This window comes from Phenylobacterium sp. (genome assembly GCF_031984885.1).
Classification (GTDB): Bacteria; Pseudomonadota; Alphaproteobacteria; order Caulobacterales; family Caulobacteraceae; genus Phenylobacterium.
In genome coordinates this window covers 126,593-153,047 of the sequence record NZ_DAMABV010000005.1, presented here as the reverse complement: position 1 = coordinate 153,047, position 26,455 = coordinate 126,593, and the positions used below count along the sequence as shown (strand labels likewise).

General features: G+C 70.7%; 22 protein-coding genes. 10 read left to right on the top strand and 12 right to left on the bottom strand.

What is annotated here, in order from left to right:
- The first annotated feature begins 19 nt into the window (after window positions 1–19).
- Window positions 20–862, top strand: coding sequence for a hypothetical protein (locus tag RTL41_RS09725; protein ID WP_312163776.1), 843 nt, complete (start codon window positions 20–22; stop codon window positions 860–862).
- Between the two features lie 173 nt (window positions 863–1,035).
- Window positions 1,036–1,458, top strand: coding sequence for a VOC family protein (locus RTL41_RS09720; RefSeq protein ID WP_312163774.1), 423 nt, complete (start codon window positions 1,036–1,038; stop codon window positions 1,456–1,458).
- Window positions 1,459–1,467: 9 nt separating this feature from the next.
- Here the strand turns inward: RTL41_RS09720 and RTL41_RS09715 are convergent, their stop codons facing one another.
- Both RTL41_RS09715 and RTL41_RS09710 read right to left on the bottom strand, forming a co-directional pair.
- Entirely contained in the window at window positions 1,468–1,935 is a 468-nt protein-coding gene (locus RTL41_RS09715) for a DUF1801 domain-containing protein (protein WP_312163773.1), read from the bottom strand.
- Window positions 1,936–2,052: 117 nt separating this feature from the next.
- Entirely contained in the window at window positions 2,053–2,733 is a 681-nt protein-coding gene (locus tag RTL41_RS09710; RefSeq protein ID WP_312163772.1) for a hypothetical protein, read from the bottom strand.
- A 236-nt stretch (window positions 2,734–2,969) separates the two neighbouring features.
- Here RTL41_RS09710 and RTL41_RS09705 point away from each other — a divergent pair, with 236 nt between their 5' ends.
- Complete coding sequence (locus RTL41_RS09705) at window positions 2,970–4,295, top strand: FAD-dependent oxidoreductase (protein WP_312163771.1); 1,326 nt, start codon at window positions 2,970–2,972, stop codon at window positions 4,293–4,295.
- A gap of 106 nt (window positions 4,296–4,401) precedes the next feature.
- Here the strand turns inward: RTL41_RS09705 and RTL41_RS09700 are convergent, their stop codons facing one another.
- The 5 genes from RTL41_RS09700 to RTL41_RS09680 all read right to left on the bottom strand — a co-directional run bounded on the left by RTL41_RS09700 (window position 4,402) and on the right by RTL41_RS09680 (window position 10,782).
- Window positions 4,402–5,538: an acyl-CoA dehydrogenase family protein gene (locus tag RTL41_RS09700; protein WP_312163770.1), complete on the bottom strand. Its 1,137-nt coding sequence runs from the start codon at window positions 5,536–5,538 to the stop codon at window positions 4,402–4,404.
- Window positions 5,539–5,581: 43 nt separating this feature from the next.
- Window positions 5,582–6,787, bottom strand: coding sequence for an acyl-CoA dehydrogenase family protein (locus tag RTL41_RS09695; RefSeq protein WP_312163767.1), 1,206 nt, complete (start codon window positions 6,785–6,787; stop codon window positions 5,582–5,584).
- 199 nt (window positions 6,788–6,986) lie between these two features.
- Window positions 6,987–8,195 (bottom strand): acyl-CoA dehydrogenase family protein, encoded by a 1,209-nt coding sequence (locus tag RTL41_RS09690; protein ID WP_312163764.1) that lies wholly within the window; start codon window positions 8,193–8,195, stop codon window positions 6,987–6,989.
- Between the two features lie 76 nt (window positions 8,196–8,271).
- Window positions 8,272–9,483: an acyl-CoA dehydrogenase family protein gene (locus tag RTL41_RS09685; RefSeq protein ID WP_312163762.1), complete on the bottom strand. Its 1,212-nt coding sequence runs from the start codon at window positions 9,481–9,483 to the stop codon at window positions 8,272–8,274.
- A 75-nt stretch (window positions 9,484–9,558) separates the two neighbouring features.
- Window positions 9,559–10,782 carry an acyl-CoA dehydrogenase family protein gene (locus RTL41_RS09680; RefSeq protein WP_312163760.1) on the bottom strand — a complete coding sequence of 408 codons (1,224 nt, stop codon included), beginning with the start codon at window positions 10,780–10,782 and terminating at the stop codon, window positions 9,559–9,561.
- Between the two features lie 161 nt (window positions 10,783–10,943).
- Here RTL41_RS09680 and RTL41_RS09675 point away from each other — a divergent pair, with 161 nt between their 5' ends.
- Window positions 10,944–12,611, top strand: coding sequence for a bifunctional lysylphosphatidylglycerol flippase/synthetase MprF (locus tag RTL41_RS09675; protein WP_312163757.1), 1,668 nt, complete (start codon window positions 10,944–10,946; stop codon window positions 12,609–12,611).
- A gap of 5 nt (window positions 12,612–12,616) precedes the next feature.
- On the opposite strand, the gene RTL41_RS09670 is transcribed toward RTL41_RS09675, so the two are convergent.
- On the bottom strand, window positions 12,617–12,820 hold the full coding sequence (locus RTL41_RS09670; protein WP_312163755.1) for a hypothetical protein: 204 nt from the start codon (window positions 12,818–12,820) through the stop codon (window positions 12,617–12,619).
- 297 nt (window positions 12,821–13,117) lie between these two features.
- On the opposite strand from RTL41_RS09670, the gene RTL41_RS09665 reads away from it, so the two are divergent.
- The 4 genes from RTL41_RS09665 to RTL41_RS09650 are packed head-to-tail and all read left to right on the top strand — an operon-like array spanning window position 13,118 to window position 18,327.
- On the top strand, window positions 13,118–16,141 hold the full coding sequence (locus RTL41_RS09665) for a peptidoglycan-binding protein (RefSeq protein ID WP_312163753.1): 3,024 nt from the start codon (window positions 13,118–13,120) through the stop codon (window positions 16,139–16,141).
- Window positions 16,142–16,164: 23 nt separating this feature from the next.
- Window positions 16,165–17,085, top strand: a complete 921-nt coding sequence (locus RTL41_RS09660; RefSeq protein ID WP_312163751.1) for a sulfite exporter TauE/SafE family protein — start codon at window positions 16,165–16,167, stop codon at window positions 17,083–17,085.
- Entirely contained in the window at window positions 17,085–17,849 is a 765-nt protein-coding gene (locus RTL41_RS09655) for a TIGR02186 family protein (protein ID WP_312163749.1), read from the top strand. The genes RTL41_RS09660 and RTL41_RS09655 overlap by 1 nt, the downstream gene beginning before the upstream one ends.
- A gap of 4 nt (window positions 17,850–17,853) precedes the next feature.
- Window positions 17,854–18,327, top strand: a complete 474-nt coding sequence (locus RTL41_RS09650) for a DUF3429 domain-containing protein (protein WP_312163747.1) — start codon at window positions 17,854–17,856, stop codon at window positions 18,325–18,327.
- A 2-nt stretch (window positions 18,328–18,329) separates the two neighbouring features.
- Here RTL41_RS09650 and pdeM read toward each other — a convergent pair whose 3' ends face one another.
- From pdeM to RTL41_RS09635, 3 genes are read right to left on the bottom strand one after another with little or no spacing between them, the layout of a single operon-like run.
- Window positions 18,330–19,052 (bottom strand): ligase-associated DNA damage response endonuclease PdeM, encoded by a 723-nt coding sequence (gene pdeM, locus RTL41_RS09645; RefSeq protein ID WP_312163744.1) that lies wholly within the window; start codon window positions 19,050–19,052, stop codon window positions 18,330–18,332.
- A complete protein-coding gene (locus RTL41_RS09640) occupies window positions 19,049–21,520 on the bottom strand; it encodes a ligase-associated DNA damage response DEXH box helicase (RefSeq protein WP_312163741.1) in 2,472 nt (823 codons plus the stop codon). The genes pdeM and RTL41_RS09640 overlap by 4 nt, the downstream gene beginning before the upstream one ends.
- A 42-nt stretch (window positions 21,521–21,562) precedes the next feature.
- Window positions 21,563–22,180, bottom strand: a complete 618-nt coding sequence (locus RTL41_RS09635) for a hypothetical protein (RefSeq protein ID WP_312163740.1) — start codon at window positions 22,178–22,180, stop codon at window positions 21,563–21,565.
- Between the two features lie 139 nt (window positions 22,181–22,319).
- Between RTL41_RS09635 and RTL41_RS09630 the strand changes: the two genes are divergently transcribed.
- Together RTL41_RS09630 and RTL41_RS09625 are read left to right on the top strand one after the other, a co-directional pair.
- Window positions 22,320–22,748, top strand: a complete 429-nt coding sequence (locus RTL41_RS09630; RefSeq protein ID WP_312163737.1) for a GFA family protein — start codon at window positions 22,320–22,322, stop codon at window positions 22,746–22,748.
- A 68-nt stretch (window positions 22,749–22,816) separates the two neighbouring features.
- Window positions 22,817–25,630 carry an ATP-dependent DNA helicase gene (locus RTL41_RS09625; RefSeq protein WP_312163735.1) on the top strand — a complete coding sequence of 938 codons (2,814 nt, stop codon included), beginning with the start codon at window positions 22,817–22,819 and terminating at the stop codon, window positions 25,628–25,630.
- 39 nt (window positions 25,631–25,669) lie between these two features.
- On the opposite strand, the gene RTL41_RS09620 is transcribed toward RTL41_RS09625, so the two are convergent.
- Window positions 25,670–26,437 (bottom strand): LytTR family DNA-binding domain-containing protein, encoded by a 768-nt coding sequence (locus RTL41_RS09620; RefSeq protein WP_312163732.1) that lies wholly within the window; start codon window positions 26,435–26,437, stop codon window positions 25,670–25,672.
- Between the last annotated feature and the right edge of the window lie 18 nt (window positions 26,438–26,455).

Here is a 26,455-nt window from a genome sequence, read left to right as displayed (position 1 = left end):
CTGCCGCGCGGAGGTGTGTTTGGCGGGCGGCGGCGCGAGGATCACTGACGATCTGCCGTCGTGGGCGGGGGCGGAGCTTGGCCTGCGCGCCTGGGCGTCCCGTCATCGCCGCCCGATCGTCGCCGTCCTCAGCGCCGTCGCCCACGGCCTGATCGTGCTGCCGATGCTGGCGCGCCAGCCCGAGCCGATGCCGCCCGAGCCGCCGCCCATGGTCGTGCAACTGGTCGAGATCCCCAAGCCGATCCCGATCCTCTCGCCGCCGGCGCCCGACCCGGAGCCCTCGCCGGCCCCCGCCGCCGCGCCGGTCGAGACCCCCGAGCCGACGCCCGCCAAGCCGCCGCCCAAGCGCCGCCCCACGCCGCGGCCGCCGCCGCCCGAGGTGGTCACCGTCCCGGCCAGCCGCGTCGAGACCGCCGGCGTCGGCTCGGGCGTCGAGCTCACCGACGCCCAGATCGCCGGCGCCGCCCGCGCCGGGTCCGGCTCCGGCTCGGGCGAGGGGGCCGGCGGCGGCGAGTGCGACATGCTGCGCTGGCTGCAGGCCAAGCTGCGCCAGGACCGGCGCGTCCAGGCCGCCATGGCCGGCGCCCATCGCGGCCGCCCGGTCATGGTCTGGAACGGCGACTGGGTCGTGCATCCGGGCCAGGAGGGCGGGGGCCTGGCCGCCGTGCGCGAGATCATGACCTGGGAGATCGCCTATGCGCCGCAGGCCTGCCGCGCCGAGCGGGTCCGCGGCCTGGTGCTGATCTCCCTGCGCGACGGGGCCGGCGCCGCCCACATCGCGCTCGGCGACGGCGACTGGACCTGGTCCGACCTCATCCACGCCCGCTCGGCGGTGACCACCGGCAAGACCCTGCGCCGCTGAGCGGGGCTTCCCCGCCGCGCGGCGTTTGCTATGGTCGCGGCGTCGGAAAAGGCAGGCTGGTGTGGTTAGCCCAGCCCTCGCATCTGCGGGTCTGTCCGGCGCCGCCCGGCGCTGAGTCCCACGGCCTTCAGGCGTCTGCGCATGGTGCGCGGGCGCGCCAAAGGACGTGTCACATGCAACAGCAGATTTCGGTCATCACCCTCGGCGTCCAGGACCTGGAGCGCTCGCGCCGCTTCTATGTCGACGGCTTCGGCTGGACCCCGGTCTTCGACAACGGCGAGATCGTCTTCTACCAGATGAACGGCCTGGTCCTGGGCACATGGATTCGCCCGGAGCTCGAGGGCGACATGCAAAGGCCGGCCGGACCCGGCCCCAGCGCCTTCAGCCTGGCGCACAACGTGGCGGGGCCGGAGGCGGCGGACGCCCTGATCGCACGCCTCGCCGCCGCCGGCGGCCAGGTCCTGCGCCCTGGCCAGGCCCCGCCGCACGGCGGCTATCGCGGCTATGTCGCCGACCCCGACGGCCACGCCTGGGAGATCGCCTGGAACCCGGCCTGGGCGATCGACGACCAGGGCCACGTGACCTTCGGGCTCTAGCGGCGGGGCCTACATCCGCTCGCCGGGCAGGGCGGCGGCCTGCTGCACCCAGTCGGTGAACTGCGCCTCGTCCAGCGGCTTGTCCTCGTAGATGTGGAGGTAGCGGACCTGCGCATGCTTGGACGCCACCGGCGGAACCGGCTCCAGCCCCGCCCCGCGGAAGAACGACACCTTGATGTACCGGGCGAAGCAATGGAGGCCGAGGAACCAGCCTTCGCCCGGTCCCCCGTACAGCGGCGAGTTCCACTTCACCGCCTTGCGCACGCCCGGGACCGCCGCGACGATCAGCGCGTCCAGTCGCGCGCCGACCTGGCGCTTCCAGCCCGGCATGGCGGCGATATAGGCCTGCACCGGGGCGTCGCCCTCGCCCTTGGGGATCTGCGGATTGCCGCCCGAAAGCAGCTTCGGGCCCTCGGCCGTCGCCTTGCCGGGCGTCGTCGCGCCGGCGCCGCGGGTCCGGGGGGCGGTGCTGGTCATTGGTCCATCCTCCTCAGCAGGTCTTCCAGGTCGTCGAACGAAACAGCAGGTCGCGGGCGCCCGGCGCATCCATAACCCACCAGCTAGTCATGCGTGGGTCCAGGCCCGGTCGCGCTATCAGTAGGGGCCCGGCGGCCAGACCCGCCCGCGCGGGCGATAGTGCTTGGGCGTCAGCCGCCCCAGCCGCTCCTGCAGACGCGCCACCTGCGCCTTGCCCTCGGCCAGCGCGCTCCAGTGCGTCGTCCCGGCCACGTGCTCGATCTTCAGCTCCAGCCACATGCGCTGTTCCTCGCGCGCGGCCAGGTACATGGCCTCGAACTCCGGAAAGCGCTTCAGCCAGGTGTAGACGGCCTTCAACGACGGCATCGCCGGGTCGGCGCAGATGGCGCTCAGCGCCTCGCCGTCCGCCAGTCGGTCGCACACCGCCTCGGCCGCCGCCAGGGTGAAGGTGCTCTTGCGACCGGCCCCCGCCGGCCGCCGCCGCCGCGTCCCCGCCGCCACCTCGGCCTCCCGCCGCAACGCCCGCGCCTTGGCCCGCGAGGCGGTCTCGAACTGACGCTTCCAGGCCAGCTCGTCGCGGCACATGTCGTACATCTCCGCGAAGTCCGGATGCATCCGCCGCCAGTGAAAGATGGTGGCGTAGGACGGCATGGCCGGATCGGCCGCGATCTGCCGGATCGTCAGCCCGTCGCACATCCGCTGGCAGATCTCCCAGCCGATGTTGGGGTGGTACTGGCTGAGCTTATGGCCGCCGGTGTGGTCGATGACGGGCAGGGGTGGGGACGGAGCGCGGGCCATGCGCGGAGTATGGCGCGGCGGGGCGTCGGAAACGGACGTGGCCGCGGCCTCTCGGCGTCGCGCAAGTCGTCTTCGGCCTATTCTGGATAGGGACGGCGTTTCGGCGAGCCGAAGGTGCTGTGTTGCAGATGCTCTGGCGAGGCCCGCCACTCCGCCCACTATTGCAAATCATTCGCAACTATCGGACTGTCCTCGCACCGGCCGCATGCGGCCATGATCGAAGGGCGGGGGAACACGTGGGCAAGCGTGTCTGTGTCGTCGGCGCGGGACCGTCGGGCCTGACGGCGGTCAAGACTCTCCGGCAGGCCGGGCTCGAGGCCGTGGGCTTCGAGATGTCGCCGGTGGTCGGCGGCCACTGGGTGATCGACAATCCCAATGGCCGGGCGGCCGCCTATCGCTCGCTGCGCACCAATACCACAAAGCACATGAGCCGCTTCAGCGACTTCGAAATGCCCGCCGAGTGGCCGCCCTATCCCAGCCACGACCAGGTCCGCGCCTGGCTTGAATCCTATGTCGACGCCTTCGGCTTCCGCCACGCCATCCACACCCGCACTACGGTCACGAGGGCCGAACCGCGCGAGGGCGATGGTTGGGAAGTGGCGCTGACCGGGCCGGACGGCGCGACTCGCGTCGAAGCCTTCGACGCCCTTGTCGCGGCCAGCGGCAGCTACTGGGACGCGCGGGTTCCGAATTGGCCGGGCGCCTTCGACGGCGCGGTGCTCCACGCCCAGGACTATCGCGACCCGATCACCCCGTTCGACGCCCGCGGCAAGCACGTGGTCGTGGTCGGGATCGGCAATACGGGCTGCGAACTCGCCTGCGAACTGGCCGCCGGCGGCGCGGCCTCGGTGCACATCGCCGCGCGCGGCGGGACCTGGATCCTGCCCAAGACGCTCAACGGGACGCCGGCGTCGGACGGCGCGCCGATGACCCATCCGACCGACCCGGTGATCTCGCCGCTGAACCTGCTGCCGGCCTGGGCGCGTCAGGCGGCGTTCCAGGCCATCGCCAAGGCCCGCATGGCCGGCTTGTTCGGCGCGCGGATGGCGCGGCTGCAGGCGATGGGCCTGCCGGCGCCGCCCGACCATCCGCTGTCCAAGCGGCCGACCACCTCCGACGAAATCCTCGGGGCGCTGGAGAGCGGCGCGGTCAAGGCCAAGCCCGGGGTCGAGCGGCTGGACGGCGGCCACGTCGTGTTCGCCGACGGCTCGCGGCTGCCGGCCGACCTTGTGCTCTGCGCCACCGGCTATCGGCTCAGCTATCCCTATCTGGACCCTGCGGTCGCCGACACCCGCGCGGGAGACCTGCGGCTGTTCAAGGGCGTCGTCGCGCCCGATCGCGAGGACCTGTTCTTCGTCGGAGTCAGCCGCCCGACCGGCTCGTTCTGGCCGATCGCCGAGGTCCAGGCCCAATTCGTCGCCGCCATGCTCAGCGGCGCCTATCGTCCGCCGCCGCGCGCGGCGCGGGCGCGGCGCGCGCGCCCGATCCTCGGTCTTAACGCCTGGAGCCCGGCGATCTACGGGCTGGAACTGCGCGAGGAACTGCGCCGCCGCCGCCGGTGAGGCGCCGCGCCGACCTAGCCCCAAACAAAAACCCCGCCGGCTCGCGCCAGCGGGGTTTCGTAGCTCTCCATGACCCCGCGCCCCGGCGAACCGGGGCGCGAAGCTCTTAGTAGCCCTGGATCTTGGCGTAGCGGTCGCGGTGGTAGCTCTGGCTGCCATAGGCCGCCTCGGCCGCACGGGCGCGCTTCAGGTAGAAGCCCGCGTCGTGGGCGTCGGTCATGCCGATGCCGCCGTGCATCTGGACCATCTCGTTGGAGACGAGGTGGAAGACGTCGCCCATCTTGGCCTTGGCCAGCGACACCAGTTCCGGCACGTCCGGGCTGCCGGCGTCGATCGCCTGCAGGGCGGCTTCGACGGCCGAGCGGGCCAGTTCCAGGTCGGTGAACATCTTGGCCGCGCGGTGCTGCAGGGCCTGGAACGAACCGATGACCTGGCCGAACTGCACGCGGACCTTCAGATAGTCCAGCGTGGTTTCGAAGGCCTGGACCGCGGCGCCAAGCATTTCGGCGGCCAGGCCCGCGCGGGCGCGGTCGAGGGTCGCTTCCAGCACGTCCCAGCCCTTGCCCTCTTCGCCCAGCAGGGCGCTCGCCGCCACTTCGACATTGTCGAAGCTGACGTTCGAGGCGCCGCGGCTGTCGGCCAGCTTCAGGTTCTGCTTGGTCACGCCCTTGGCGTCGGCGGGAACCAGGAACAGGCTGACGCCGTCCTTGTCGCCCGGCTTGCCGCTGGTGCGGGCCGAGACCACGAACAGGCCGGCGGCCGGGCCTTCGAGCACGAAGGTCTTCTTGCCGTTCAGCACGTAGCCGGCGGCGCCCTTCTTGGCTTCCAGGGCGACCTTTTCAGGGGCGTGGTGGGCGCCTTCGTCGACCGCCAGGGTGGCGACCAGCGAGCCGTCGGCGATCTTCGGCAGGTACTCGCCCTTCTGGGCGTCGTCGCCGCCCAGGATCAGGGCGCTGGCGGCGGCCAGGCCCGAGGCCAGCAGCGGCGAGGCGGTGAGCGTGCGGCCCATCTCCTCGAGGATCAGGCCCATCGACAGGTAGCCGAAGTTCGAGCCACCGAAGTCTTCGGGGATGATCACCCCGGCCCAGCCCATTTCCGCCTGCTCGTTCCAGGCGGCGGCGTCGTAGCCCAGCTCGACGCCGGAATCGCGCATCTTGCGGAAGGTGGTCACCGGGCTCTTTTCCTGCACCCAGCTCTTCGCCGCGTCGCGGAGCATGCTCTGTTCTTCGTTCAGAACGGCCATGTCTTAAATCCTATTCTCGAAAATTCTGTGGTTGTTCTGAGGGTTAATTGTTCTGCGTCAGGTCGGGCAGGCCCAGGATGCGCTTGGAGATGATGTTGTTCTGCACCTCCTGCGAACCGCCATAGATCGTGGTGGCCTTGCCGCCGAGCCACGAGCGCACGGCGCCCAGTTCTTCGCCGGTGAAGGCTTCGCCTTCCCAGCCCAGGCCCTGGTGACCCATGATCTCCAGGGTCAGCTCGGCCTTGTCCTGCATCCAGCGGGTGCCGGCGTTCTTCATGATCGAGGTCGCCGCCGAGGGGCCGGAATTGCCCTTGGCTTCCATCATCGCGCGCACGGCGGTCTGCTGGAAGGCGCGGCCGTCGATCTCGTTCATGATCACGCGGGTGCGCAGGTCGCTGTCGGCCAGGCGGCCGCTCTCGTCCACCCCGACATAGTCCTTGGCCAGCTTGGGCAGGCTGCGGCCGCCGGCGTAACCGCCGCCGCCGGCGCCCGACAGGCCCGAACGTTCGTGCTGCAGCAGGCGCTTGGCGATGGTCCAGCCGCCGTTCAGCGGGCCGACCAGGTCCTTCTTCTCGGCGCGCGCGTCGGTCAGGAAGGTTTCGCAGAAGGGCGAGTTGCCGGCGATCAGCGGGATCGGGCGGACTTCGACGCCCGGCTGGTGCATGGTGAACAGCACGAAGGAGATGCCTTCATGCTTCTTCGAGGTGTCGGTGCGCACCAGGCAGAAGCACCAGTCGGCGTATTGAGCGCCCGAAGTCCAGATTTTTTGGCCGTTAACCAGGTAATGGTCGCCCTTGTCTTCAGCTTTGCACTGAAGAGAGGCCAGGTCGGAACCGGCGCCCGGTTCGGAGAAACCTTGGCACCACTGAAGATCGCCGCGGCAGATCGGCGGAATGTGCTCTTTCTTCTGTGCGTCGGTGCCGTATTCCAGCAGGGTCGGGCCGAACATCATGACGCCCATGCCGCCGATCGGGTTATAGGCCCCGGCGCGCTGGAACTCCTGCATGATGACGCGGCCTTGCGCCGCCGACAGTCCGCCGCCGCCGTATTCGGCCGGCCAGGTCGGGGTGCCCCAGCCCTTCTCGCCGACGGCCTTGCGCCAGGCTTCTTGCTCAGGGCTCGGGTTGGACCGCTCTTCCCGCATCATCGGGTTGGGCTTGCCCTTCAGCGCCGCGGGAAAGTTGGCCTCGACCCAGCCGCGCACTTCCGTCCGGAAGGCGTCGAGGTCGCCGCCGCCAAAATCAGCCATTGAAATCGTCTCCTGAAAAATAAGGTCGTTTGAAAACTCGCTTCCCTTTCCTCCCCTGCGAAGCGGGGGAGGGGGACCGCCGCGGGCGGTGAAGGGGGCTGGCGGCTCGCTCGAAGCCTGGGGCCGCCCCCACCATCACCCTGCGGGTGGTCCCCTCCCCCATGCATGGGGGAGGAAAGGGAGTTAGTTCGAATGCACCCTAGTGGTTCTGAGTGAGGTCCGGGAGTCCCAGGATGCGCTTGGAAATGATGTTGCTCTGCACTTCGTTCGAGCCGCCGTAGATCGAGCCGGCCTTGCCCGACAGCCAGGTGCGGACCGCGGTGCGCTCCTCCTCGCTGAAGTCGTCGCCGTCCCAGCCCAGGCCCTGGTGGCCCATGACCTCCAGGGTCAGTTCGGCGCGGTCCTGGGTGGCCTTCATGAAGGCGTTCTTCATGATCGAGGTCGCCGCCGACGGGCCGGAATTGCCCTTGGCCTCCAGCGCCGCGCGCACCACCGTCTGCTGCACGGCGCGCTGGTCGATCTCGTTCAGGATGATGCGGGTGCGCAGGTCCGGGTCGGCCAGGCGGCCCTGGTCGTCCTCGCCCACGTACTTCTTGGCCAGCACGCCCAGCGAGCCGGTCGAGCCGCCGCCGGCGCGGCCGCCGTTCATGCCGCTGCGCTCGTGCTGCAGCAGCCGCTTGGCCACCGTCCAGCCGCCGTTCAGCGGTCCGACCAGGTTCTCCTTCGGCACCGGAACGTCGGTGAAGAAGGTCTCGCAGAAGGGCGAGTTGCCGGCGATCAGCTTGATCGGCCGCACCTCGACGCCCGGCTGGTGCATGGAGAAGACAACAAACGAGATGCCTTCATGCTTGCGGGTCTGGTCCGTGCGAACAAGACAGAAGATCATGTCGGCGTATTGGCCGCCGCTCGTCCAGATCTTCGAACCATTAACGATCCAGTGATCGCCCTTGTCTTCTGCCTTGGTCTGCAGGGACGCCAGGTCGGAACCTGCGCCGGGTTCGCTGAAACCTTGGCACCAGCGGACCTTTGCTGTGGCGATGTCGGGGATATACTTCTGCTTCTGTTCCTCGGTGCCGTATTCCAGCAGGGTCGGGCCGAACATCGCCACGCCCATGCCGCCGATCGGGTTGACGGCGCCGATCTTGGCCATCTCCTGGGCTAGAACCCGGGCCTCGGCCGGCGACAGCCCGCCGCCGCCATAGGCCTTGGGCCAGGTCGGAACGCCCCAGCCCTTCGCGCCCATGCGTTCTTTCCACACGGCGAGGTCGCCGGTGGGCTTCTCCGGGCTCATGAGCGCGGCGGTCTGACCCGCCACGTCCTTGGCCAGGGACTTCGGAAAATTCGCCTCGAGCCACTCGCGGGCTTCGGCGCGGAAGGCTTCCAAATCGGGGCCGCCAAAGTCAGCCATGAAATATCTCCCTAATATTCATTATCTTAGCGACGATTATAACGCGCGCTCCCGTTTCCGGGCAGGGGGTATGAAATCACTTGGGATCGGGCAAGCCTAGAACTCGTTTCGAAACGACGTTCAGATTGATCTCCGAGGTGCCGCCTTCGATGGAGTTGCCCTTGGACCGCAGCCAGGTGCGGACGGCGGCCAGTTCGGGTCCGTCGAAGCCTTCGCCCTCCCAGCCGACGCCGGCCGCGCCCAGCGCCTCGACGATCAGTTCGTTGCGGTCCATGGCCACCTTGGCGCCGACATACTTCATGATCGAAGTCGCCGCCGAGGGGCCGTTGCCGGCCTTGGCCTCGTCGGCCGCGCGGCGGACGGTGAGCTGGAAGGACTGGGCCTCCATCAGGTGTTCGGTGATCCGGCGGCGCAGGTCGGCGTCGTGGAGGCGGCCGGTCTCGTCCAGGCCGACATAGTCCTTGGCCGCGCCCTTGACGGTCAGGGCGTTGACCGGCGCGCCGATCGAGCCGCCGCCCAGGCCGGCCGAGATGTTGTCGCGTTCGAACTGCAGCAGCCGCTTGGCCACCGTCCAGCCGCCGTTCAGCGGGCCGAACAACTGGTCCTTGGGAACCTTCACCTCGGTGAAGAAGGTCTCGCAGAACGGCGAGGTGCCGTTGATCAGCAGGATCGGGCGGACCTCGACGCCGGGCGAGGTCATGTCGATCAGCAGGAACGAGATGCCCTCGTGCTTCTTCGACGTGTCCGTCCGCACCAGGCAGAAGCACCAGTCGGCGAGATTGGCCCCGCTCGTCCAGATCTTCGAGCCCGTCACCACATAGTGGTCGCCCATGTCGACGGCGCGGGTCTGCAGCGAGGCCAGGTCCGAGCCCGAGCCCGGCTCGGAATAGCCCTGGCACCAGCGCACGTCGCCGTTGATGATGCCCGGCAGGTGCTGGCGCTTCAGTTCCTCGGTCCCGTACTCGATCAGGGTCGGGCCGAACATCATCACGCCCATGCCGCCGATCGGGTTGCGGGCGCCGATCCTGGCCATTTCTTCCTGCAGCACGCGGGCCTGCTGGCGGGTCAGGCCGCCGCCGCCGTATTCGGCCGGCCAGGTCGGAACGCCCCAGCCCTTGGCGCCCATGGCCTTGCGCCAGGCCAGCGCGTCCGGCGTCTCTTCGCCGCCGCTCGCCTTGGCGACCTGGGCGGCCGGGTCCTTGGCCAGGGCCTTGGGGAAGTTGGCCTCGAGCCAGGCCGCCGCCTCGCCCCGGAAGCCCTGCAGGTCGTCGCCGCCGAAGTCAGCCATGGAAATCTCGCCTCTGAAAATACGTTCGATCGAAACAGCCGGGCCGCCCGAAGAACAGAGCGGCGCCGGTCACTTTTACTTGGGGTCGGGCAAGCCCAGCACGCGCTTGGAGACCACGTTCAGGTTCACCTCCGAGGTGCCGCCCTCGATGGAGTTGCCCTTCGAGCGCAGCCAGCCGTGGGTGGCGGTCAGCTCCTGCGGGCTGAAGCCCTCGCCGTCCCAGCCCAGCCCCTGCGCGCCCATGGCCTCGACCATCAGTTCCGAACGCTCCTGGGCGAAGGTCGCCGCGGCGTACTTGATGATGGAGGTGGCGGCGCTGGGGCCGTTGGAGGCCTTCGACTCCGCCGCCACGCGGGCGATGGTCTTGTAGAAGCAGTCGAAGTCCATCTTGTTCTTGGTGATGCGGGTGCGCAGGTCGCTGTCGGCCAGGGCGCCGCCGGCGTCGACGCCGACATAGGCCTTGGCGATCTGGGCCAGGTCGCCCGCCGCCCCGCCCGCGCCGCCGCCGCCCCCGAAGCCGCCGGAGATGTTCTGGCGCTCGTACTGCAGCAGCCGCTTGGCGATCTCCCAGCCGCCGTTGACCTTGCCGACCAGCGCCGCCTTCGGGATCTTCACGTCCGTGAAGAAGGTCTCGCAGAACGGGCTCTCGCCCGAGATCAACTGGATCGGCCGCGTCTCCACGCCCGGCGTGGTCATGTCGATCAGCACGAACGAAATGCCCTCGTGCTTTTTCGAAAAATCGGTACGGACCAGGCAGAAGCACCAGTCGGCCTTGTTGGCGTAGGACGTCCAGATTTTTTGGCCGCCGATCAGCCAGTGGTCGCCCTTGTCCTCGCACCTGGTCTGCAGGGCGGCCAGGTCCGAACCGGCGCCCGGCTCGGAATAGCCCTGGCACCAGCGGATCTCGCCGCGGACGATCTTGGGCAGGTATTCCTGCTTCTGCTCCTCGTCGCCGTATTCCAGCAGCACCGGGCCGAGCATCCAGACGCCGAACGAGGCCAGCGGCGCGCGGTAGCGCCCCGCGTTCAGTTCCTGGTCGAGCACGCGGGCCTGCTGCGGCGAGAGGCCGCCCCCGCCATAGGCCTTGGGCCAGGTCGGCGCGGTCCAGCCCTGGGCCGCCATGCGCTGCATCCAGACGATCTGCGGGTCGCTGGAGCCGGCGAACGCACGGCCGCCCCAGACGGCTTCGGGGTCGGTCTTGGCCTTCGGGTCGCGCAGTTCCGCCGGGTAGTTGGCCTCGAGCCAGGCCTTCACCTCGCCGCGAAACGCGTCGAGATCGCCGCCGCCGAAGTCGGCCATGGAATCCTCCCGTGATCGGAAAAGCCTTACGCGCGGTCACATTAGCGCCGGGCGCCTCAAGAGCAAGCGGAACGAAACGCTTGTTTGACTCAACCGATCGGCCTGCCCAGGGCGCAAATCAGGATATATACCGGCGCCGAGGGACCACTATCGGAGGGCTGATGAGGTTTTGGCGTGAACTGAAGCCGGCGGCCTTCGCGGCTGCGCCCGCCACGGCCGCCTTCCTGGCGCTGCTGGCCGGGGTCATGCTCCTGGCCTCGGGGGCGACGCCCACCATCCCCGACCGCTTCTTCCAGATCTACGAGATCAGCCCCGTGGTGCTGATCGAGGTCAGCCATTTCCTGTCCAGCATCCTGGGCCTGGTGCTCGTGCTGCTCGCCTTCGGCCTGAAGGCCAGGCTCGACGGCGCCTGGTGGGCCACGGTCGTCACCCTGCTGATCGCCAGCCCCCTGGCCCTGTTCAAGGCCTTCGCGGTGGAGGAGGCCACGGCGCTGGCGCTGTTCGCCGCCCTGTTGCTGCCCTTTCACCGGGCCTTTCCCCGCAAGGCGCGGCTGCTCAGCATGGAGGTCACGCCCGGCTGGCTGATCTCGGCCTTCGCGGTCATGGTCGGCGCGGGCCTGCTGGGCCTCTGGTCGTTCCAGCATGCGGACTACGGCGACAAGCCGTTCTGGGCGGTGATGGCCGACGCCGACGCGGCCCGCGCCATCCGCGGCTGGGTGGGCGCGGCCATCCTGCTGCTGGCCTTCGGAGTCTGGCGCCTGTTCGCCTCGGCCGCGACGCCCAAGGTGGTCGGCGAGGACGATCCCGAACTGGCCCGCGTCCGCGCCGTCCTGGCCAAGGCCGAGGAGGCCGAACCTGGCTCCAACCTCGCCCTGCTGGGCGACAAGCGCTTTCTGTTCTCGCCCTCCGGCGAGAGCTTCCTGATGTTCGGGGTGCGCGGGCGTTCGTGGATCTCGCTCGGCGCGCCGGTCGGCCGCCGGGACGAGCGCATGGACCTGCTCTGGCGCTTCCGCGAACTGGCCGACGCCCATGCCGCGCGGCCCGGCTTCTACGGCCTGGACGCCGAGGACCTGCCCGACGTCGTCGAGCTGGGCTTTGCGATCGCCAAGGTCGGCGAGAGCGCCGCCGTGGCGCTGGACACCTTCACCATCGAGGGCACCAAGCGCGGCAACCTGCGCCGCGCCTGGCGCCAGGCCGGCGAGGCGGGGGCCACGTTCGAGGTCGTGCCGCCCGAGCGCGTGCACGAGATCATGCCGCAGTTGCAGGCGATCTCCGACGCCTGGCTGGTGCATCACGCCGGGGGCGACAAGAGCTTCTCGATGGGCGGCTTCTATCCGTCCTACGTCGCCGAGTTCCCGGTCGGCGTGGTGCGCTTCGAAGGCAAGATCATCGCCTTCGCCACGCTCTGGATCACCGCCAACAAGACGGCCTTCTCCATGGACCTGATGCGCTATATCGAGGAAGGGCCGCGGCGCATCATGGACTACCTGTTCGTCGAGCTGATCGAGTGGGGCCGGCGCGAGGGCTATCACGCCATCGAGTTCGGCATGGCCCCGCTGTCGGGCCTCGACGACCGGCCGCTGGCGCCGGTGCTCTCGCGGGTCGGGGCGCTGATCTTCGAGCGTGGCGAGGAGATCTACAATTTCCAGGGCGTGCGCGCCTACAAGGGCAAGTACGACCCGGTCTGGCGGCCGCGCTACATGGCCGCGCCGAACAAGTGGGCGATCCCGATGCTGCTGGCCGACATGGGGCTGCTGACCTCGGGCGGGGTCAGCGGGCTGGCCAAGCGTCCCAAGAAGGCCGACGAGGCCCTGCCGACCGCCGCCTAGAGGACCTAGCGGCCGGTGGTCACGCCCAGCAGGTTGACGGCGTGGACCATCATGAAGAGGGCGAAGGCGCTCGCCGTCACCATGATGAAGCGCCACGGCACCAGGCGCGGGCCCTTCATCGGGTTCGAGGGCTTGGAGCCTCGCCATCCGGCGAAGGCGGCCGTGGCGATCAGGACGCCGCAGAGCGCCAGGGTGACGTTCAGATCCATCTGCGAGCGCCTATAGCAGCCCGCGCGCGGGTGCAAAGGTGAACCCGTCGTTAACCCTTAACCTGCCCTTAACCATGTCGAGGCTTGGTTTTCCAAGGGGCTGCGCAGCCATCCACAGACTTTCACGGTGGCCGCAATATCTAGTGTTAACCTTCCGTTTACACACCAGGGATCGGTGGTAGCGTCCAGAATGGGCTGGGAGAACGATTCGATATGACGTCGGGTGCGCCCTGGAGCGTCAAGGGGATCGACCCTAAGGCGAGGGAGGTTGCGAAGGACCTTGCCCGGCGGTCCGGCATGACCCTGGGCGAGTGGCTGAACCGCATGATCCTCGAGGACGACGCGCCCGAGGAGATCACGTCCCAGGCCTATTTCTCCGAGCGCCCGGCGCGCCCGGAACGGGCTTATCTGGAGACGCCGCGCGCCGTGGAAGCCGCCCCGGCTCCCGCCGCCTTCGACCCGCCGCCCAGCCGTTTCGAGGCGCCCCAGCATCCGGGCGATGAAATGGGCCGTGTCGCCATCGCCCTGGATCGCCTGAGCGGCAAGATCGACCGCGTCGAACCGCGCAAGACCCCGCCGGCCATCGCCGCCGATGCGGTGATGCACGAGGCCATGGCTCGCATCGAGGCGGCCGAGCGCGAAGCCGTCGCGGTCGCCGCGCGCTTCGAAGGCGCGGTCCAGGAAGCCCGCGCCGAGAACACCCGCCTGGCCGAACGCCTGCGCCGGGTCGAGGCCGAGGCCGCAGGCCCCCGTTCGGCCGAGGCCCTGCGCTCGCTGGAGACCGCGCTCGGCAAGGTCGCCAACCACCTCTACGAGGGCGAAGGCCGCACTCGCGAAACCCTCCGCGCCATGGAGCAGCGGATCGACCAGATCTTCGCCTCCGGCGCCGGCGATCCCGCCGTCCTGATCGAGGAAGTGGTCAACCGGGTCGACGAGCGGCTGACCGACGCCGAGACGCGCACCTCCGAAGCCCTGGTCAACCTGGGCCAGGCGTTCGCCAACCTGGACGGCCGCGTGGGCGCGGCCGAAAAGGCCATCGGCCCGGAAGTCGAGCGCCGGATCGAGGCGCTGGCCGCGACGCTGTCGCGCCGGGTCGAGGATGTCCGCGGCGAGATCGCCAAGGAATTGCAGGACGCCGCGGGCGGTCGCTTCGACCGCATGGAACGCCAGCTCGACGAGATGGCGCAGACGGTCCGTAAGGCCGATCAGGCCTCCGGCGAGGCGATCGAGCGGATGGGCCGCGAGGTCCTGACCATGGCCGACACCCTGAACCGCCAGGTCCAGGCGGCCGAACACCGCAGCGCCGACGCCATCGAGCAGGTCGGCGGCGAGGTGGCCCGCATCGCCCAGGCCATGGAGGCGCGTCTCGGCCGCACCGAGGGCGCGCACGCCGAAGCGCTGGAGAAGCTGGGCGCCGAGATCGGCCGGATCACCGACCGCCTCACCGAGCGGATCGGCAGTTCCGAACGTCGCGCCGCCCAGGCCATCGACGATGTGGGCGAACAGGTCGCGCGGGTCAGCGAGCGCATCAGCCAGCGCCAGGAACGCTCGGCCGAGGATCTCGCCGACCGCATTCGCCAGAGCGAGGAGCGCACCGCCCGTCTGCTCGACGAAGCGCGCGAGAAGATCGACCGCAGCCTGGCCGACTCCCATCGCCGGATGAGCGAGCAGGCGCTGGCCGCCGCCGCCCCCGCCGCGCCGCGGGTGGTCCGTGACGAGCCGGCGGCCTCGCCCTTCGGCCATGATCCTTTCCGCGAACTGGGGCCGGTCGAACCGGCGGCCGACGGCCTGACGCTGCAAGCCTTCGCCGCGCCGGAGCTGCCGGCCGGCGCCTTCGCCCGGGAAGCCAAGCCCGCCGCCGCCGACGAGGCCGAAGCGCCGACGCCCTTCCCGCAAACCTCGAGTCCGCCGGTCTTCGACGCCGTCGACTTCGAGGCCGCCGACGGCTTTGCGCCCGTCGAGCCGCCGGCTCCGACCGCACAGGCCGATCAAGATCTGGTCGAGGACGAGGCCGCCGACCCCTTCGTGCCGACGCCGCCCGTCGAGGTGGTCGCCGAACGGGAGGCGCCTGTCGCCGAGGCCGAAGCCGAGGCGGTGGTCGACGCCGAATCGGCGCGGCCGCTGTCGACCCGCGAAGTCATCGAACAGGCCCGGGCCGCGGCGCGGGCTGCGTCCAGCTCGGGCGACGCCAAGCGCGCCAAGACCAGCGCCAAGATCGAGAAGCTGCCGGCGAAGGAGGCTGGGCGCTCGCTGTTCGCCGGACTTGGCCTGCGCAAGCGCGCGGTCGGATCGTCGTCGCTGCAGACCGCCCTGCTCGTCGCCGGCGGCGCGGCGTTCCTCAGCCTCGGCGCGGCTGGCCTTTTCGTCGCCGACGGCAAGCCCGGCGGCGCGACGCCGCAGCGGGTGGCCGACGCCCTTGCCGTGCTCGAAAGCGACCAGGCCGGCGAGATCCAGGCCGCGGAGGCCGACACCACGCCGCTCCCGGGGCCGGCGCGCGCGGCCGTGGCCCTGGCGCCGCAGCCGATCGGGCCGGCGACGCCCGCGATCCTGCCCGGCGCCGGCGAGGATCCGGCGGCCCTGGCCGGCCTCTACGCCGAGGCGCTGCGGGCGATCGAGGCGTCCGAGCCCGGCGGCCTGGACCAACTGCGCAAGGCGGCCAACCTCGGGCACTCGCCGGCCCAGTTCTACCTCGCCAAGCTGTACATGGACGGCGGCGCGGGCCTGAAGAAGGACCCGGTCGAGGCGCGGCGCTGGACAGAACGGGCCGCCGAGGGCGGCAACCGCGCGGCGATGCACAACCTCGGGATCGCCCTGGCCGAAGGGCAGGGCGGGCCGAAGAACGTCACCCTGGCCGCCCAGTGGTTCCGCAAGGCCGCCGACCTGGGCCTGGTCGACAGCCAGTTCAATCTCGGCGTGCTCTACGAGCAGGGCCGCGGCGTCGGCCAGAACGCGGCGGAAGCCTACAAGTGGTACCTGATCGCGGCGCGCAATCGCGACAAGGACGCCCTGAACAACGCCGCGCGGGTCCGCGCCGATCTCTCGGCCGAGGCGCGCAGCGTCGCCGAACGGGCGGCCCAGGGCTTCCGCCCGGTGTCGCCCAACGCCTCGGCCGCGGTCTCGGCTCCGACGATCTCGAGCGCCGACGTCGCCACGGCCCAGCGCGCACTTTCGCGCCTCGACTACTATCAGGGGCCGACCGACGGGAACGCCTCGCCGGCGCTGACCATGGCGATCGCCGCCTACCAGCGCCAACAGGGCATGGCCGCGACCGGATCGCTCGATCCGGCCACGCTTTCGCGACTGCAGGTCTTCACGCGGTGACGCGCGCCGTTTAAGGGGCGCCCTTGGACCTTTATCTGCCCATAGCGGAAGTCTCGGTGAACGCGCCTCTGCTGATCGCGCTGGGCGCGGCGGTGGGCTTCATCTCGGGGCTGTTCGGGATCGGCGGCGGCTTCCTGATGACGCCGGTGCTGGTCTTCCTGGGCATTCCCCCCGCCGTGGCGGTGGCCAGCGAGGCCAACCACGTCGCGGCCTCCTCGACCTCCAGCGTGATCTCCTACACCCGGCGCAAGGCGGTCGACTTCCGGATGGGCGGCGTGCTCGCGGCCGGCGGCGCGGTCGGCTCGCTGCTGGGGGTCGAGGTGTTCCGCTGGCTGCGCCTGCTCGGCCAGGCCGACCTCGTGGTCTCGCTATCCTATCTCATCTTCCTGGGCGTGATCGGCGCCCTGATGCTGTCGGAGTCGCTGGGCTCGATCCTGCGGCGGCGGCGCGGCGATGCGCCCAAGCCGCGCAAGGACCGCCGCCCGCCCTGGCTCTACGGCCTGCCGTTCAAGCTGCGGTTCCCGCGCTCGCGGCTCTATATCAGCGTCATCCCGCCGATCCTCCTGGGCGTGTTCGTCGGCGTCCTGTCGGCGATCATGGGGGTCGGCGGCGGCTTCGTGCTGGTGCCGGCCATGGTCTACATCCTGCGCATGCCGGCGGGCGTGGTCGTGGGCACCAGCCTGTTCCAGATCATCATCACCACCTCGCTGACCAGCGTGCTGCAGGCGGGCCGCAACCAGACCGTCGACGTGGTGCTGGCGACCCTGCTGCTGGTCGGCGGCGTGCTGGGCGCCCAGGTCGGGGCGCGGGCCTCGTCCCGCTTCCGGGCCGAGGAGCTGCGGGCGCTGCTGGCGATCATCGTGCTGGCGGTCGGCCTGCGGATGGGGCTGGGCCTGTTCTTCACGCCCGACGAGCCGTTCGTGCTGATGGCGGGGAACGGCTGATGCCCGTGGCCGCCCCCCCCGAACCGCCGCCGGCCGCCGTCTCCGCGGCCCTGACGACCACCAACGTCAAGGTGACCTCCAGCTTCCGCGGCGCGCGCATCGTGCTCTACGGCGCCGTCCTCGATCCCGGCCAAAGGCCCAGCGACGTGGTGGTGATCGTCCGCGGCCCCGATGCGCCGGTCCGCATGGCGCGCAAGACCCGGGTGGCCGGGGTCTGGGTCAATTCGCGGCCGGTGGTGTTCGAGGGCGCACCGGGCTTCTACATGGCCGCCTCGACCCGGCCGCTCGGCGAGATCGCCAGCTTCAGCACCCTGCGCAGGCTGGGTGCGGGCGTCGACCACCTGCGCATCAACGCCCCGATGGAGCAGCGCACCGAGACCCGCTACGGGGTCCGCGACGTGGTGGTCAGCGGGCTGGGCGCCGACTATCTCGACTGGCGCCGCGCCGTGGTCCGGCTGAAGGAGGAGGGCGGGCTCTACGCCGCCGACTCGCGCGGGGTGAGCTTCGTCGACAACGGGCTGTTCAAGGCCGAGATCGACCTGCCGACCGCCGCGCCGATCGGGGTCTATTCGGCCGAAATCTTCCTGTTCCAGGATGGCCAGCCGGTCTCGCAGCGGGTGCGCGGCCTGACGGTCGAGAAGGCCGGCCTCGAACGGATGCTTTACCTCTTCGCCCATCGAAGGCCATGGTCTTACGGTCTGGCTTCGGTGGCGATCGCCCTGGCCGCAGGCTGGGCCGCTTCGGTCGCCTTCCGGAGGAACTGAGCGCGTGGAGACCCACACCGACGGCCATGTGCATGCCGAGGCCTCCGCGCCGCGCCCCCTATGGGCGATCGCGCTGTTCGGGCTCGCGCCGTTTCCGGCCGCTGCGCTGATCTATGTCTATGGGCCCGGCGACCTCAGCGGGCCGGCCCTGACCGTGCTGCTGACCTGGTCGGCGATCGTGCTCGGCTTCCTGGGCGGCATCCGCTGGGGCCTGGAGAGCGCGCGGGCCACGCCGCGCTGGACCCGGCTGGCGGCCTCGGTGATCTCGCCGACGGTGGCCTGGACGCTGATCTTCGCGCGCGGCTCGGTCGAGACCTCGTGGCTGCTCTTCGGCTTCATGGCGGCCTTCATCCTGCAATGGCTCTATGACCACGCCGCGCCGGACGTGCCGGCCCGCTATCCGCGGCTGATGACCTCGCTGACCCTGGGCGCCTGCGTCTCCCTGGCCCTGGCGCTGGAGCAGGCGCTGCGGATGTGACCTTAGTCGCCGGCGACCGAGCGCCAGCCGACCGCATGCACCCGTCCCGCGCCCAGCGCCCCGCACAGCGGCGGGCGGGTGAACAGCCCCGCAAAGGCTTCGTCCCGGATGCTCAGGCCGCCGGCATAGGCCCCGAAGGCCGGGACCACCATCCGCGCGCCGTCGGTGACGAAGCAGCGGCGGCGCACGCTGCCGCGTGAGGCGACCACGCGGGCGCAGGGATGCAGGTGGCCGGCGATCTCGCCGTCTTGGCGGCCGGGCGTGGGTTCGTGGCGCAGGATCAGGCTCCCGACCGCGATCTCGCCGGCGACCTCGCCGGGCAGGCGGCGGGGGCCGTCGGCGTCGTGGTTGCCGACCACCCAGATCAGCCGGGTGAGGCCGGACAGGGCGCGCAGGCCCTCGGCGTCGTCGCGGGCCAGGCGGTCTTCCGAGGAACGATCATGGAAGGTGTCGCCCAGCAGGACGACGGCGTCGGGAGCGGCGGCCAGCACCTCGGCCTGCAGCCGGCGCAGGGTGTCGCGGGTGTCGTAGGGCGGCAGCATCTGGCCGCGCATGGCGTAGGACGAGCCCTTCTCCAGGTGGAGGTCGGCGACCACCAGCATGCGCGCGGCCTCGATCCACAAGGCGCCGCTTGGCCGCAGGGTGACGGCGGTTTCGCTGAGCGTCGTGCGCAGGCCGCCGCAGGGGCTGGCGGCGAAGGCGTAGGGTTCGGCCAGCGCGCTCACGACATCGCCTCGGCGATCAGGTCTTCCTCGGCCTCGGCCAGGATCATCTCGGCCGCGCCGCCAGGCGAACGCTCCTTGCCGATCTCCAGCAGGATCGGGACCGAGAACGGCGACAGGTGGTCCAGGGCCGCGTGGCGGATGCGGCCGGAGATCCTCTGCAGCAACTGTCCCAGTCGCGCGACGTCGATCAGGCCGGTGGCGGCGTCCTCGCGCGCGCAGCGCAGCAGCAGGTGGTCGGGTTGGTGGCGGCGCAGCACGTCGTAGATCAGGTCCGTCGAGAAGGTCACCTGGCGGCCGCTCTTCTCGTGTCCCGGAAAGCGCCGCTCGATGAGTCCGGAAATGATCGCACATCCCTTGAAGGCGCGCTTCATCATGAAGCTCTCGGCCAGCCACGCCTCGAGGTCGTCGCCCAGCATGTCCTCGCCGAACAGGTCGTCGAAATCGAGGCCGTCCATGGGCTTCAGCGCCCAGATCGCCATGGCGTAGTCGTTGCAGACGAAGCCCAGCGGCCCCACGCCCAGCCGCTCCAGCCGGCGGGTCAGCAGCATGGCGAGCGTGGTGTGCGCCAGCCGCCCCTCGAACGGATAGACGACCATGAAATGGCGCCTGCCGCGCGGAAAGGTCTCCAGCAGCAGGTCGTCGGCCGGCGGGATCAGCGAGTGATCCCTTTGAATTTCCAGCCATTCACGGACATCGGCGGGCAGCACCTGCCAGTGCGCCTGATCGTACATCAACTCGCGCACGCGCCCCGCCAGGAAGGTCGAGAGCGCGAACTTCGAGCCGCCCCAGGACGGCATCTTCGGGTCTTTGTTGGTCGCCGGGCTGACCAGAACCTCGGTTCCGGTGACGGCGACCAGGGCCCAGACCTGGCCGGCGAAGACGAAGGTGTCGCCGGGGTCGAGCATCTCCAGCATGCCCTCCTCGACCTCGCCGATCTTGCGGCCGGCGCGGCCGCGGCCCATCGAGATGCGGACCGCCAGCATGGCCGGTGAGACGATGGCCCCGACGTTGAGGCGATGGCGCTGGGCGGTCTCGGCGTTGCGCACGGTCCAGCGGCCGTCGAGGGTCTTCACGATCCGGCGAAACCGGTCGTAGGTCTTCAGCGCGTAGCCGCCGGTGGAGACGAAATCCACGACCTGCTCGAAATCCTCCCAGGGCAGGTCGCGATAGGGGCCGGCGCTGGTGATCTCGTCATGGAGGGCCAGCAGGTCGAAGGGCTCGGAACAGGCGCAGCCCATGACGTGCTGGGTCAGTACGTCGAGCGCGCCGATGCGGGTCGGCTCGCCGTCGAAGCGGTTCTCGGCGATGGCCTCGCGCGCGGCCTGGCACTCCAGCATCTCGAAGCGGTTGGCCGGCACGAACAGGGCGCGCGAGGGCTCGTCCAGGCGGTGGTTGGCGCGGCCGATCCGCTGGACCATGCGGCTGGCGCCCTTGGGGCTGGCCAGTTGAATCACCAGGTCGACATCGCCCCAGTCGATGCCGAGGTCGAGGGTCGAGGTGCAGACCACGGCCCGCAGTTCGCCCCGGGCCATGGCCGCCTCGACCTTGCGGCGCTGCTCGGCGGCCAGGCTGCCGTGATGCAGGGCGATGGGGAGATTGTCCTCGTTCAGCCGCCAGAGCTCCTGGAAGGCGAACTCGGCCTGGAAGCGGGTGTTGACGAAGACCAGGGCGGTGCGGGCCTGCTTGATGGCCTCGTAGACCTCGTCCATGGCGTGCTTGGCGGTGTGGCCGGCCCAGGGGACCTTGCCCTCGGACAGCAGCATGTCGACGATCGGCTGCGCGCCGCCGGGGCCGCGGACCAAGGCGACGGACTCGTGGGTGTCCGCCTCGCGCCCATAGCCCATCCAGCGCCTGATCACGTCCGGATCGTCCACCGTCGCCGACAGGCCCACGCGCCGCAGGTTCGGGGCGAACTGCTGCAGGCGCGCCAGATCCAGCGCCAGCAGGTCGCCGCGCTTGGAGCTGTGCAGGGTGTGGATCTCGTCGAGGATCACGCACGACAGGCTCTCGAAATAGAGCCGCGCGCCTTCCCAGGCGCAGAACAGCGCCAGTTGCTCGGGCGTGGTCAGCAGGATGTCCGGCGGCTTCACCCGCTGGCGCTGGCGGCGGGAGAGCCCGGTGTCGCCGGTGCGGCTCTCGGCGACGATGGGCAGGCCCATCTGGAGGATCGGGGCCATCAGGTTGCGCTCGACGTCGACGGCCAGCGCCTTCAGCGGCGAGATGTAGAGGGTGTGAATTCCGCGCGGGGTATTGGCCGGCGGACGCTGCGCCAGCTCGATCAGGCTGGGCAGGAAACCTGCCAATGTCTTGCCGCCGCCGGTCGGGGCGATCAGCAGGGCGTCGCGTCCCTGCCGTGCCTGGGCGACCATTTCGAGCTGGTGCGCGCGCGGGCTCCAGCCGCGCTCATGGAACCAGGCGGCGAACTTCTCGGGCAAGAGATCGGGCGTGAGCGCTGCTGCGTCGGCCATCGCCCCATATGATGTTCGCGTTACGTTTCGTGCAAGCGCCGCTTACCGGGAACGGCCCAAGCCCTTGAACAGCCGACTGAAGAAACCGGGGGAGCGCTGTGCGGCGACGCCGTCCGGGGCCGCGATGAAGAACTGCAGATCCTCGCTGTTGTCGCCTTCCGGCGTCCAGCCGCCGATGGCGCCGACCAGTTCCTCGGGCAGATCGAGCAGGCCTTCGTCGGGCTCGTCGTCGTCGTGGGCCTCGGCCCGACGTTCGGCCAGCAGGCGTTCGCGGATGACGGCGAATTCCGGCGGCGGCGCGCCATCGACCGTCAGGCCGTGCTGGTCGCCGTGGCGACCTTCCTCGGAGCACAGGACCGACCAGACGCAGGCGCCGTCGCGATAGCCCCAGGCGTTGCTGTCGCCGACGTGAGTCTCGAACCGTCCGGCCACCAGCGAGGCTCCGCCGGAGAGTTCCGCCAGTCGGGCGGGCTTGAGCCAGCCGTGCCGCGCAATGAGAACGACTCGGCCCTTGGAGGTGGCGGCCCACGCCACATCACGCCCGATACGGTCGGTCCGCCGGCCGGTATCGACGTATCCCAGGCGGCGCAGGGCCTCGTCCTTGTCGAGCCCTTCGATCGAAGCCAAGTCCAGCGCGAAACCCATCTTGCCCACCCGCATGAATTGCCGTCCCAGCGATAAGTTCGTGGTTTGTTCGAGTCAAGTTTGGGTTGCGCAGCGGCGCCCCTGAGTCGGTGGCGGGCGCACGCTGAGGGCGTAGACTTGCGGGCGTCGCGCATAGGCTGACGAGGAGCCGAGCATGTCACAGTCCTATCCAGGCGAGTGCTTCTGCGGCGCCGTGAAGATCGAGGTCACGGGCCAACCGGCGGCCATGGGCTATTGCCATTGTCGATCCTGCCGATCGTGGTCCGGCGGCCCGGTCAACGCCTTCAGTCTTTGGGAGCCGTCGGCGGTCAAGGTGACGGCCGGGCAGGAACATCTGGCCACCTTCGCCAAGACCGACATGAGCGAGCGCCAGTATTGCAGCAAGTGCGGCGGACACCTGATGACCAACCATCCGCCGCTGAAGCTGATCGACGTGTTCGCGGCCACGCTGCCGACCCTCGAATTCACGCCCGGCGTCCACGTCAACTATGCCGAGACCGTTCTGCGGATGCAGGACGGCCTGCCGAAACTGAAGGACTTCCCGGCCGAGTTCGGCGGCTCGGGCGAGGCTATCGGCGAGTAACCGCGGCCTATCGGCAGGTTTTCAACGTTCCCTTTCCGTTTCCTGCCGAAAGCAGCTAGCAAGGCGGTGTGAACGCCCCGGCCAACAGTCTGGAACTGGCGCCCGCCCTGGTCGTGCTGCCGGGGCCCCGGGCGGCGGTCGCCGACGTGCAGGGCGGCCAGGCGATCCGGGCGCCGGACGCCCGCGACCTGATCCAGCGGGGGCCGGCGCTGGTGGCCCACGCCTCGATGACCGCGCGGCGCCTGGGGCTGAACGCGCCGCCGCGGATCGCCGGCCTGTTCGACGCCCTGGAGCTCTACGCCTTCACGCGGCCGGCGACCTTCTGCGCGCCGTCGGCGGTGGGCCTGGCCCTGGCGCTGGGCCAGCCCGAGCCCAAGGGCGCGCAGGCCCAGGCGCAGGCCCTGCGCGCGGCCTGCACCCAGCTCCTGCAGGAGCTGGCCGCCAGCCCGCAGCCGAGCCGCGAGGAAGCCCTGGCCCTGGCCGAGACCATGATGCGGGCCGGCTGGGCGTGGGGGCCGTCGGTGGTCGCCGCCCTGCGCTCGGCCCCGGTCGGCAACCAGTTCCGCACCTCGGGCATGGACGTCTGGACCCGCATCGCCGAATGGGAGGACCAGGCCCCGCCCGGCGAGGCCAGCTCCAAGCCGATCGCGCCGGAGGACGCCGGCCGGCGGCTGGCCGAACTGCTGCAACGCTCGGGGCTGGACGAGAGCCGCCCCGCCCAGGCCGAATACGCCCAGGAGACGGCCTTCGCCTTCATGCCGCGCGACCGCGAGGGCGAGCCGCGGATGATGCTGGCCGAGGCCGGCACCGGGGTCGGCAAGACCCTGGGCTACCTGGCGCCGGCCTCGCTGTGGGCCGAGGCCAACGGGCCGTCGGTCTGGGTCTCGACCTATACCCGCGCCCTGCAGCGGCAGATCGAGCGCGAGAGCCATTCGATCTATCCCGACCCCAAGGTCCGGGCCAGGAAGGCCGTGGTCCGCAAGGGGCGCGAGAACTATCTGTGCCTGCTGAACTTCCAGGACATGGCCAACACCGCCCAGCTCGGCGGGGCCGACCTGATCGGCATGGCGCTGACCGCGCGCTGGGCGCGGGCCACCCGCGACGGCGACATGACCGGCGGCGACTTCCCCGCCTGGCTGCCGACCCTGTTCGCGGTCCCGGCGGCGGGGCAGGCCAGCGCCGCCAACCTGGTCGACCGCCGCGGCGAGTGCATCCACGCCGGCTGCCAGCACTATCGGACCTGCTTCGTCGAGAAGGCGATCCGCGGCTCGCGCAAGGCCGACCTGGTGATCGCCAACCACGCCCTGGTGCTGACCCAGGCCGCGTTCGACGGCGCCCGGGCGGCGCGCGGCTCGAAGGGCGACGGCGAGACCACCCAGCTCAAGCGCATCGTGTTCGACGAGGGCCACCACCTGTTCGACGCCGCCGACGCGGCCTTCGCCGCGGCGCTGTCGGGGCAGGAGACGGCCGAGCTGCGCCGCTGGATCCGCGGGCCGGAGGGCCGGGGCCGCCGCGGCCGCGGGCTGGAAGCGCGGCTGATGGACATGCTGGGCGATCGCGAGGACGCGCGCGAGGCGCTGACCGCGGCCCTGCACGCGGCCGCCGCCCTGCCGGGCGAGGGCTGGTCCGGGCGCATCGCCCCGCCCAATGGCGAGGTGAACCCGATCGGGCCGATCGAGGCCTTCCTGGTGGCGGTGATCGAGCAACTGCGGGCGCGGGCCGCGCCCTCGGACGTGGGCATGGAGTGCGCCGCGCGCCCGGCCCTGGACCTGGTGCGCACGACGGCCCGCGAGGCCGCCGCCGCCCTGGCCAAGATCGAGGCGCCGCTGCTGGCGCTGGCGCAGCATCTGGAAGACCTGCTGGACGAGGAAGCCAGCCAGATCGTGACCAGCGACCGCGGCCGGATCGAGGGCGCGCTGCGCGGGCTGGACCGCCGCTGCCGGATGCTGCTGCCGGCCTGGCGCTCGATGCTGCGGGCGATCGACGAGGACGCCGAGGACGATCCCGACTTCGTCGACTGGTTCGACGCCACCTTCCTCTATGGCCGGGTGGTGGACGCCGCCTGCCGCCGGCACTGGGTCGACCCGACCGAGCCGCTGACCAACGCCGTCATCGCCCCGGCGCACGGCGTGCTGGTGACCAGCGCCACCCTGACCGACCCGACCCTGGACGACCCGTTCGCCCTGGCCGAGATGCGCACCGGCGCCGCAAGGCTGCCCGACCGCCCCAAGACCCTGAAGCTGACCTCGCCGTTCGACTACGCCGCCAATGCCCGGGCCTATGTGGTCACCGACATCGGCCGCGACGATCCGCGCCAGGTGGCCGCGGCGATGCGCGAGCTGTTCCTGGCGGCCGGGGGCGGGGGGCTTGGCCTGTTCACCGCCATCCGGCGATTGCGCGCGGTGCACGAGAAGATCGCCGCGCCGCTGGCCGACAAGGGGCTGGCGCTCTACGCCCAGCATGTCGACCCGCTGGAGGTCGGCGCCCTGGTCGACATCTTCCGCGCCGAGGAGGACGCCTGCCTGCTGGGCACGGATGCGGTGCGGGACGGGGTGGACGTGCCGGGCCGCTCGCTGCGGCTGCTGGCCTTCGACCGCGTGCCCTGGCCGCGGCCCGACATCCTGCACAAGGCCCGCCGCACCCGGTTCGGGGGCAAGGTCTATGACGACAACGTCGCCCGCGCCCGCATATCCCAGGCCTTCGGCCGGCTGATCCGCCGCGCCGACGACAAGGGCGTGTTCGTGATGCTGGACGCCGCCGCCCCGACGCGGCTGTTCTCGGGCCTGCCCGAAGGCGTGCGGGTGGACCGGCTGGGCCTGGTCGAGGTGATCGAGGCGGTGACGGAGTTCCTGGGGCCACCGGCCCAGGGTCCGGGGGAGTAGCTCGGGTTCCCCTCCCCGAGGGGAGAGGAGATGGCTGCGTCAGCCGCCGGCGGCGAGCCAGCCCTCTTCGCGCAGCCGGCCGACGCGGGCGCGGGAGACGGGGGCCTGCAGGCCGCCCTTGAGGCTGAGGCGCAGGTTGCGGCCATCCTCGACCACGCCGGTGATGGCCGAGCGGGCGACCCACCACGAGCGGTGCGTCTGGACGCCCTCCAGGTCCTTCAGGCCGTCCATCGCCTGGGACAGGGACATCAGCACCAGGGCCGACCCCTGGGTCGTGTGCACCCGGACGTAGTGGTCCTCCATCTTCAGGCACAGGACCGCGCGGCCCAGGCGCGGGGGCAGGCGGTCGCGCGGATCGGCCGAGGCCGGGTTGCGGCCCTGGGCCGGATCGCGCGGGCGCGTCGCCCAGAGGACGCCGGCGGTGATCAGGGCGCTGATCAGCAGGCACTGGGCGTACCATTCCAGCCAGTGGACCCCGCCGACGATCGGCCAGAGGCGCACGGCCAGCATCCGGCTGATCACGGCGGGCGGCACGGCCAGCAGGGCGACCGCCGGCGGCGCCCACAGCCAGAGCGGCGCGCGGCGCTGGGCGGCCCAGGCCGACAGGCGCGGCAGGCTGAACCCGAAGGCCAGCCAGCCCGCCCACAGGCAGGCGACCCAGTAGGCCATGCGCACCGGCGGCGTTCCGTTCAGGTAGCTGCCGAAGGGGCCGATCGCGCCGAGAGACAGCCCGACGGCGGTCGCCGCGGCGAAGCCCGTCGCCGCCGATCGCCATTTCGCCTGCTTGTTGTCGCCCGCCGATTCCATGCGCCGACCCTAGCAAAG

Excerpts from the sequence above, each read along its gene's own strand:
- RTL41_RS09680 (WP_312163760.1), bottom strand. The coding sequence starts at position 10,782 with ATGGCCGACTTCGGCGGCGGCGATCTCGACGCGTTTCGCGGCGAGGTG.
- RTL41_RS09620 (WP_312163732.1), bottom strand. The coding sequence starts at position 26,437 with ATGGAATCGGCGGGCGACAACAAGCAGGCGAAATGGCGATCGGCGGCG.
- RTL41_RS09685 (WP_312163762.1), bottom strand. The coding sequence starts at position 9,483 with ATGGCTGACTTCGGCGGCGACGACCTGCAGGGCTTCCGGGGCGAGGCG.
- RTL41_RS09700 (WP_312163770.1), bottom strand. The coding sequence starts at position 5,538 with ATGGCCGTTCTGAACGAAGAACAGAGCATGCTCCGCGACGCGGCGAAG.
- RTL41_RS09695 (WP_312163767.1), bottom strand. The coding sequence starts at position 6,787 with ATGGCTGATTTTGGCGGCGGCGACCTCGACGCCTTCCGGACGGAAGTG.
- RTL41_RS09690 (WP_312163764.1), bottom strand. The coding sequence starts at position 8,195 with ATGGCTGACTTTGGCGGCCCCGATTTGGAAGCCTTCCGCGCCGAAGCC.
- RTL41_RS09710 (WP_312163772.1), bottom strand. The coding sequence starts at position 2,733 with ATGGCCCGCGCTCCGTCCCCACCCCTGCCCGTCATCGACCACACCGGC.
- RTL41_RS09630 (WP_312163737.1), top strand. The coding sequence starts at position 22,320 with ATGTCACAGTCCTATCCAGGCGAGTGCTTCTGCGGCGCCGTGAAGATC.
- RTL41_RS09655 (WP_312163749.1), top strand. The coding sequence starts at position 17,085 with ATGCCCGTGGCCGCCCCCCCCGAACCGCCGCCGGCCGCCGTCTCCGCG.
- RTL41_RS09720 (WP_312163774.1), top strand. The coding sequence starts at position 1,036 with ATGCAACAGCAGATTTCGGTCATCACCCTCGGCGTCCAGGACCTGGAG.
- RTL41_RS09715 (WP_312163773.1), bottom strand. The coding sequence starts at position 1,935 with ATGACCAGCACCGCCCCCCGGACCCGCGGCGCCGGCGCGACGACGCCC.
- RTL41_RS09640 (WP_312163741.1), bottom strand. The coding sequence starts at position 21,520 with ATGGCCGACGCAGCAGCGCTCACGCCCGATCTCTTGCCCGAGAAGTTC.
- RTL41_RS09670 (WP_312163755.1), bottom strand. The coding sequence starts at position 12,820 with ATGGATCTGAACGTCACCCTGGCGCTCTGCGGCGTCCTGATCGCCACG.
- RTL41_RS09635 (WP_312163740.1), bottom strand. The coding sequence starts at position 22,180 with ATGCGGGTGGGCAAGATGGGTTTCGCGCTGGACTTGGCTTCGATCGAA.
- RTL41_RS09675 (WP_312163757.1), top strand. The coding sequence starts at position 10,944 with ATGAGGTTTTGGCGTGAACTGAAGCCGGCGGCCTTCGCGGCTGCGCCC.
- RTL41_RS09665 (WP_312163753.1), top strand. The coding sequence starts at position 13,118 with ATGACCCTGGGCGAGTGGCTGAACCGCATGATCCTCGAGGACGACGCG.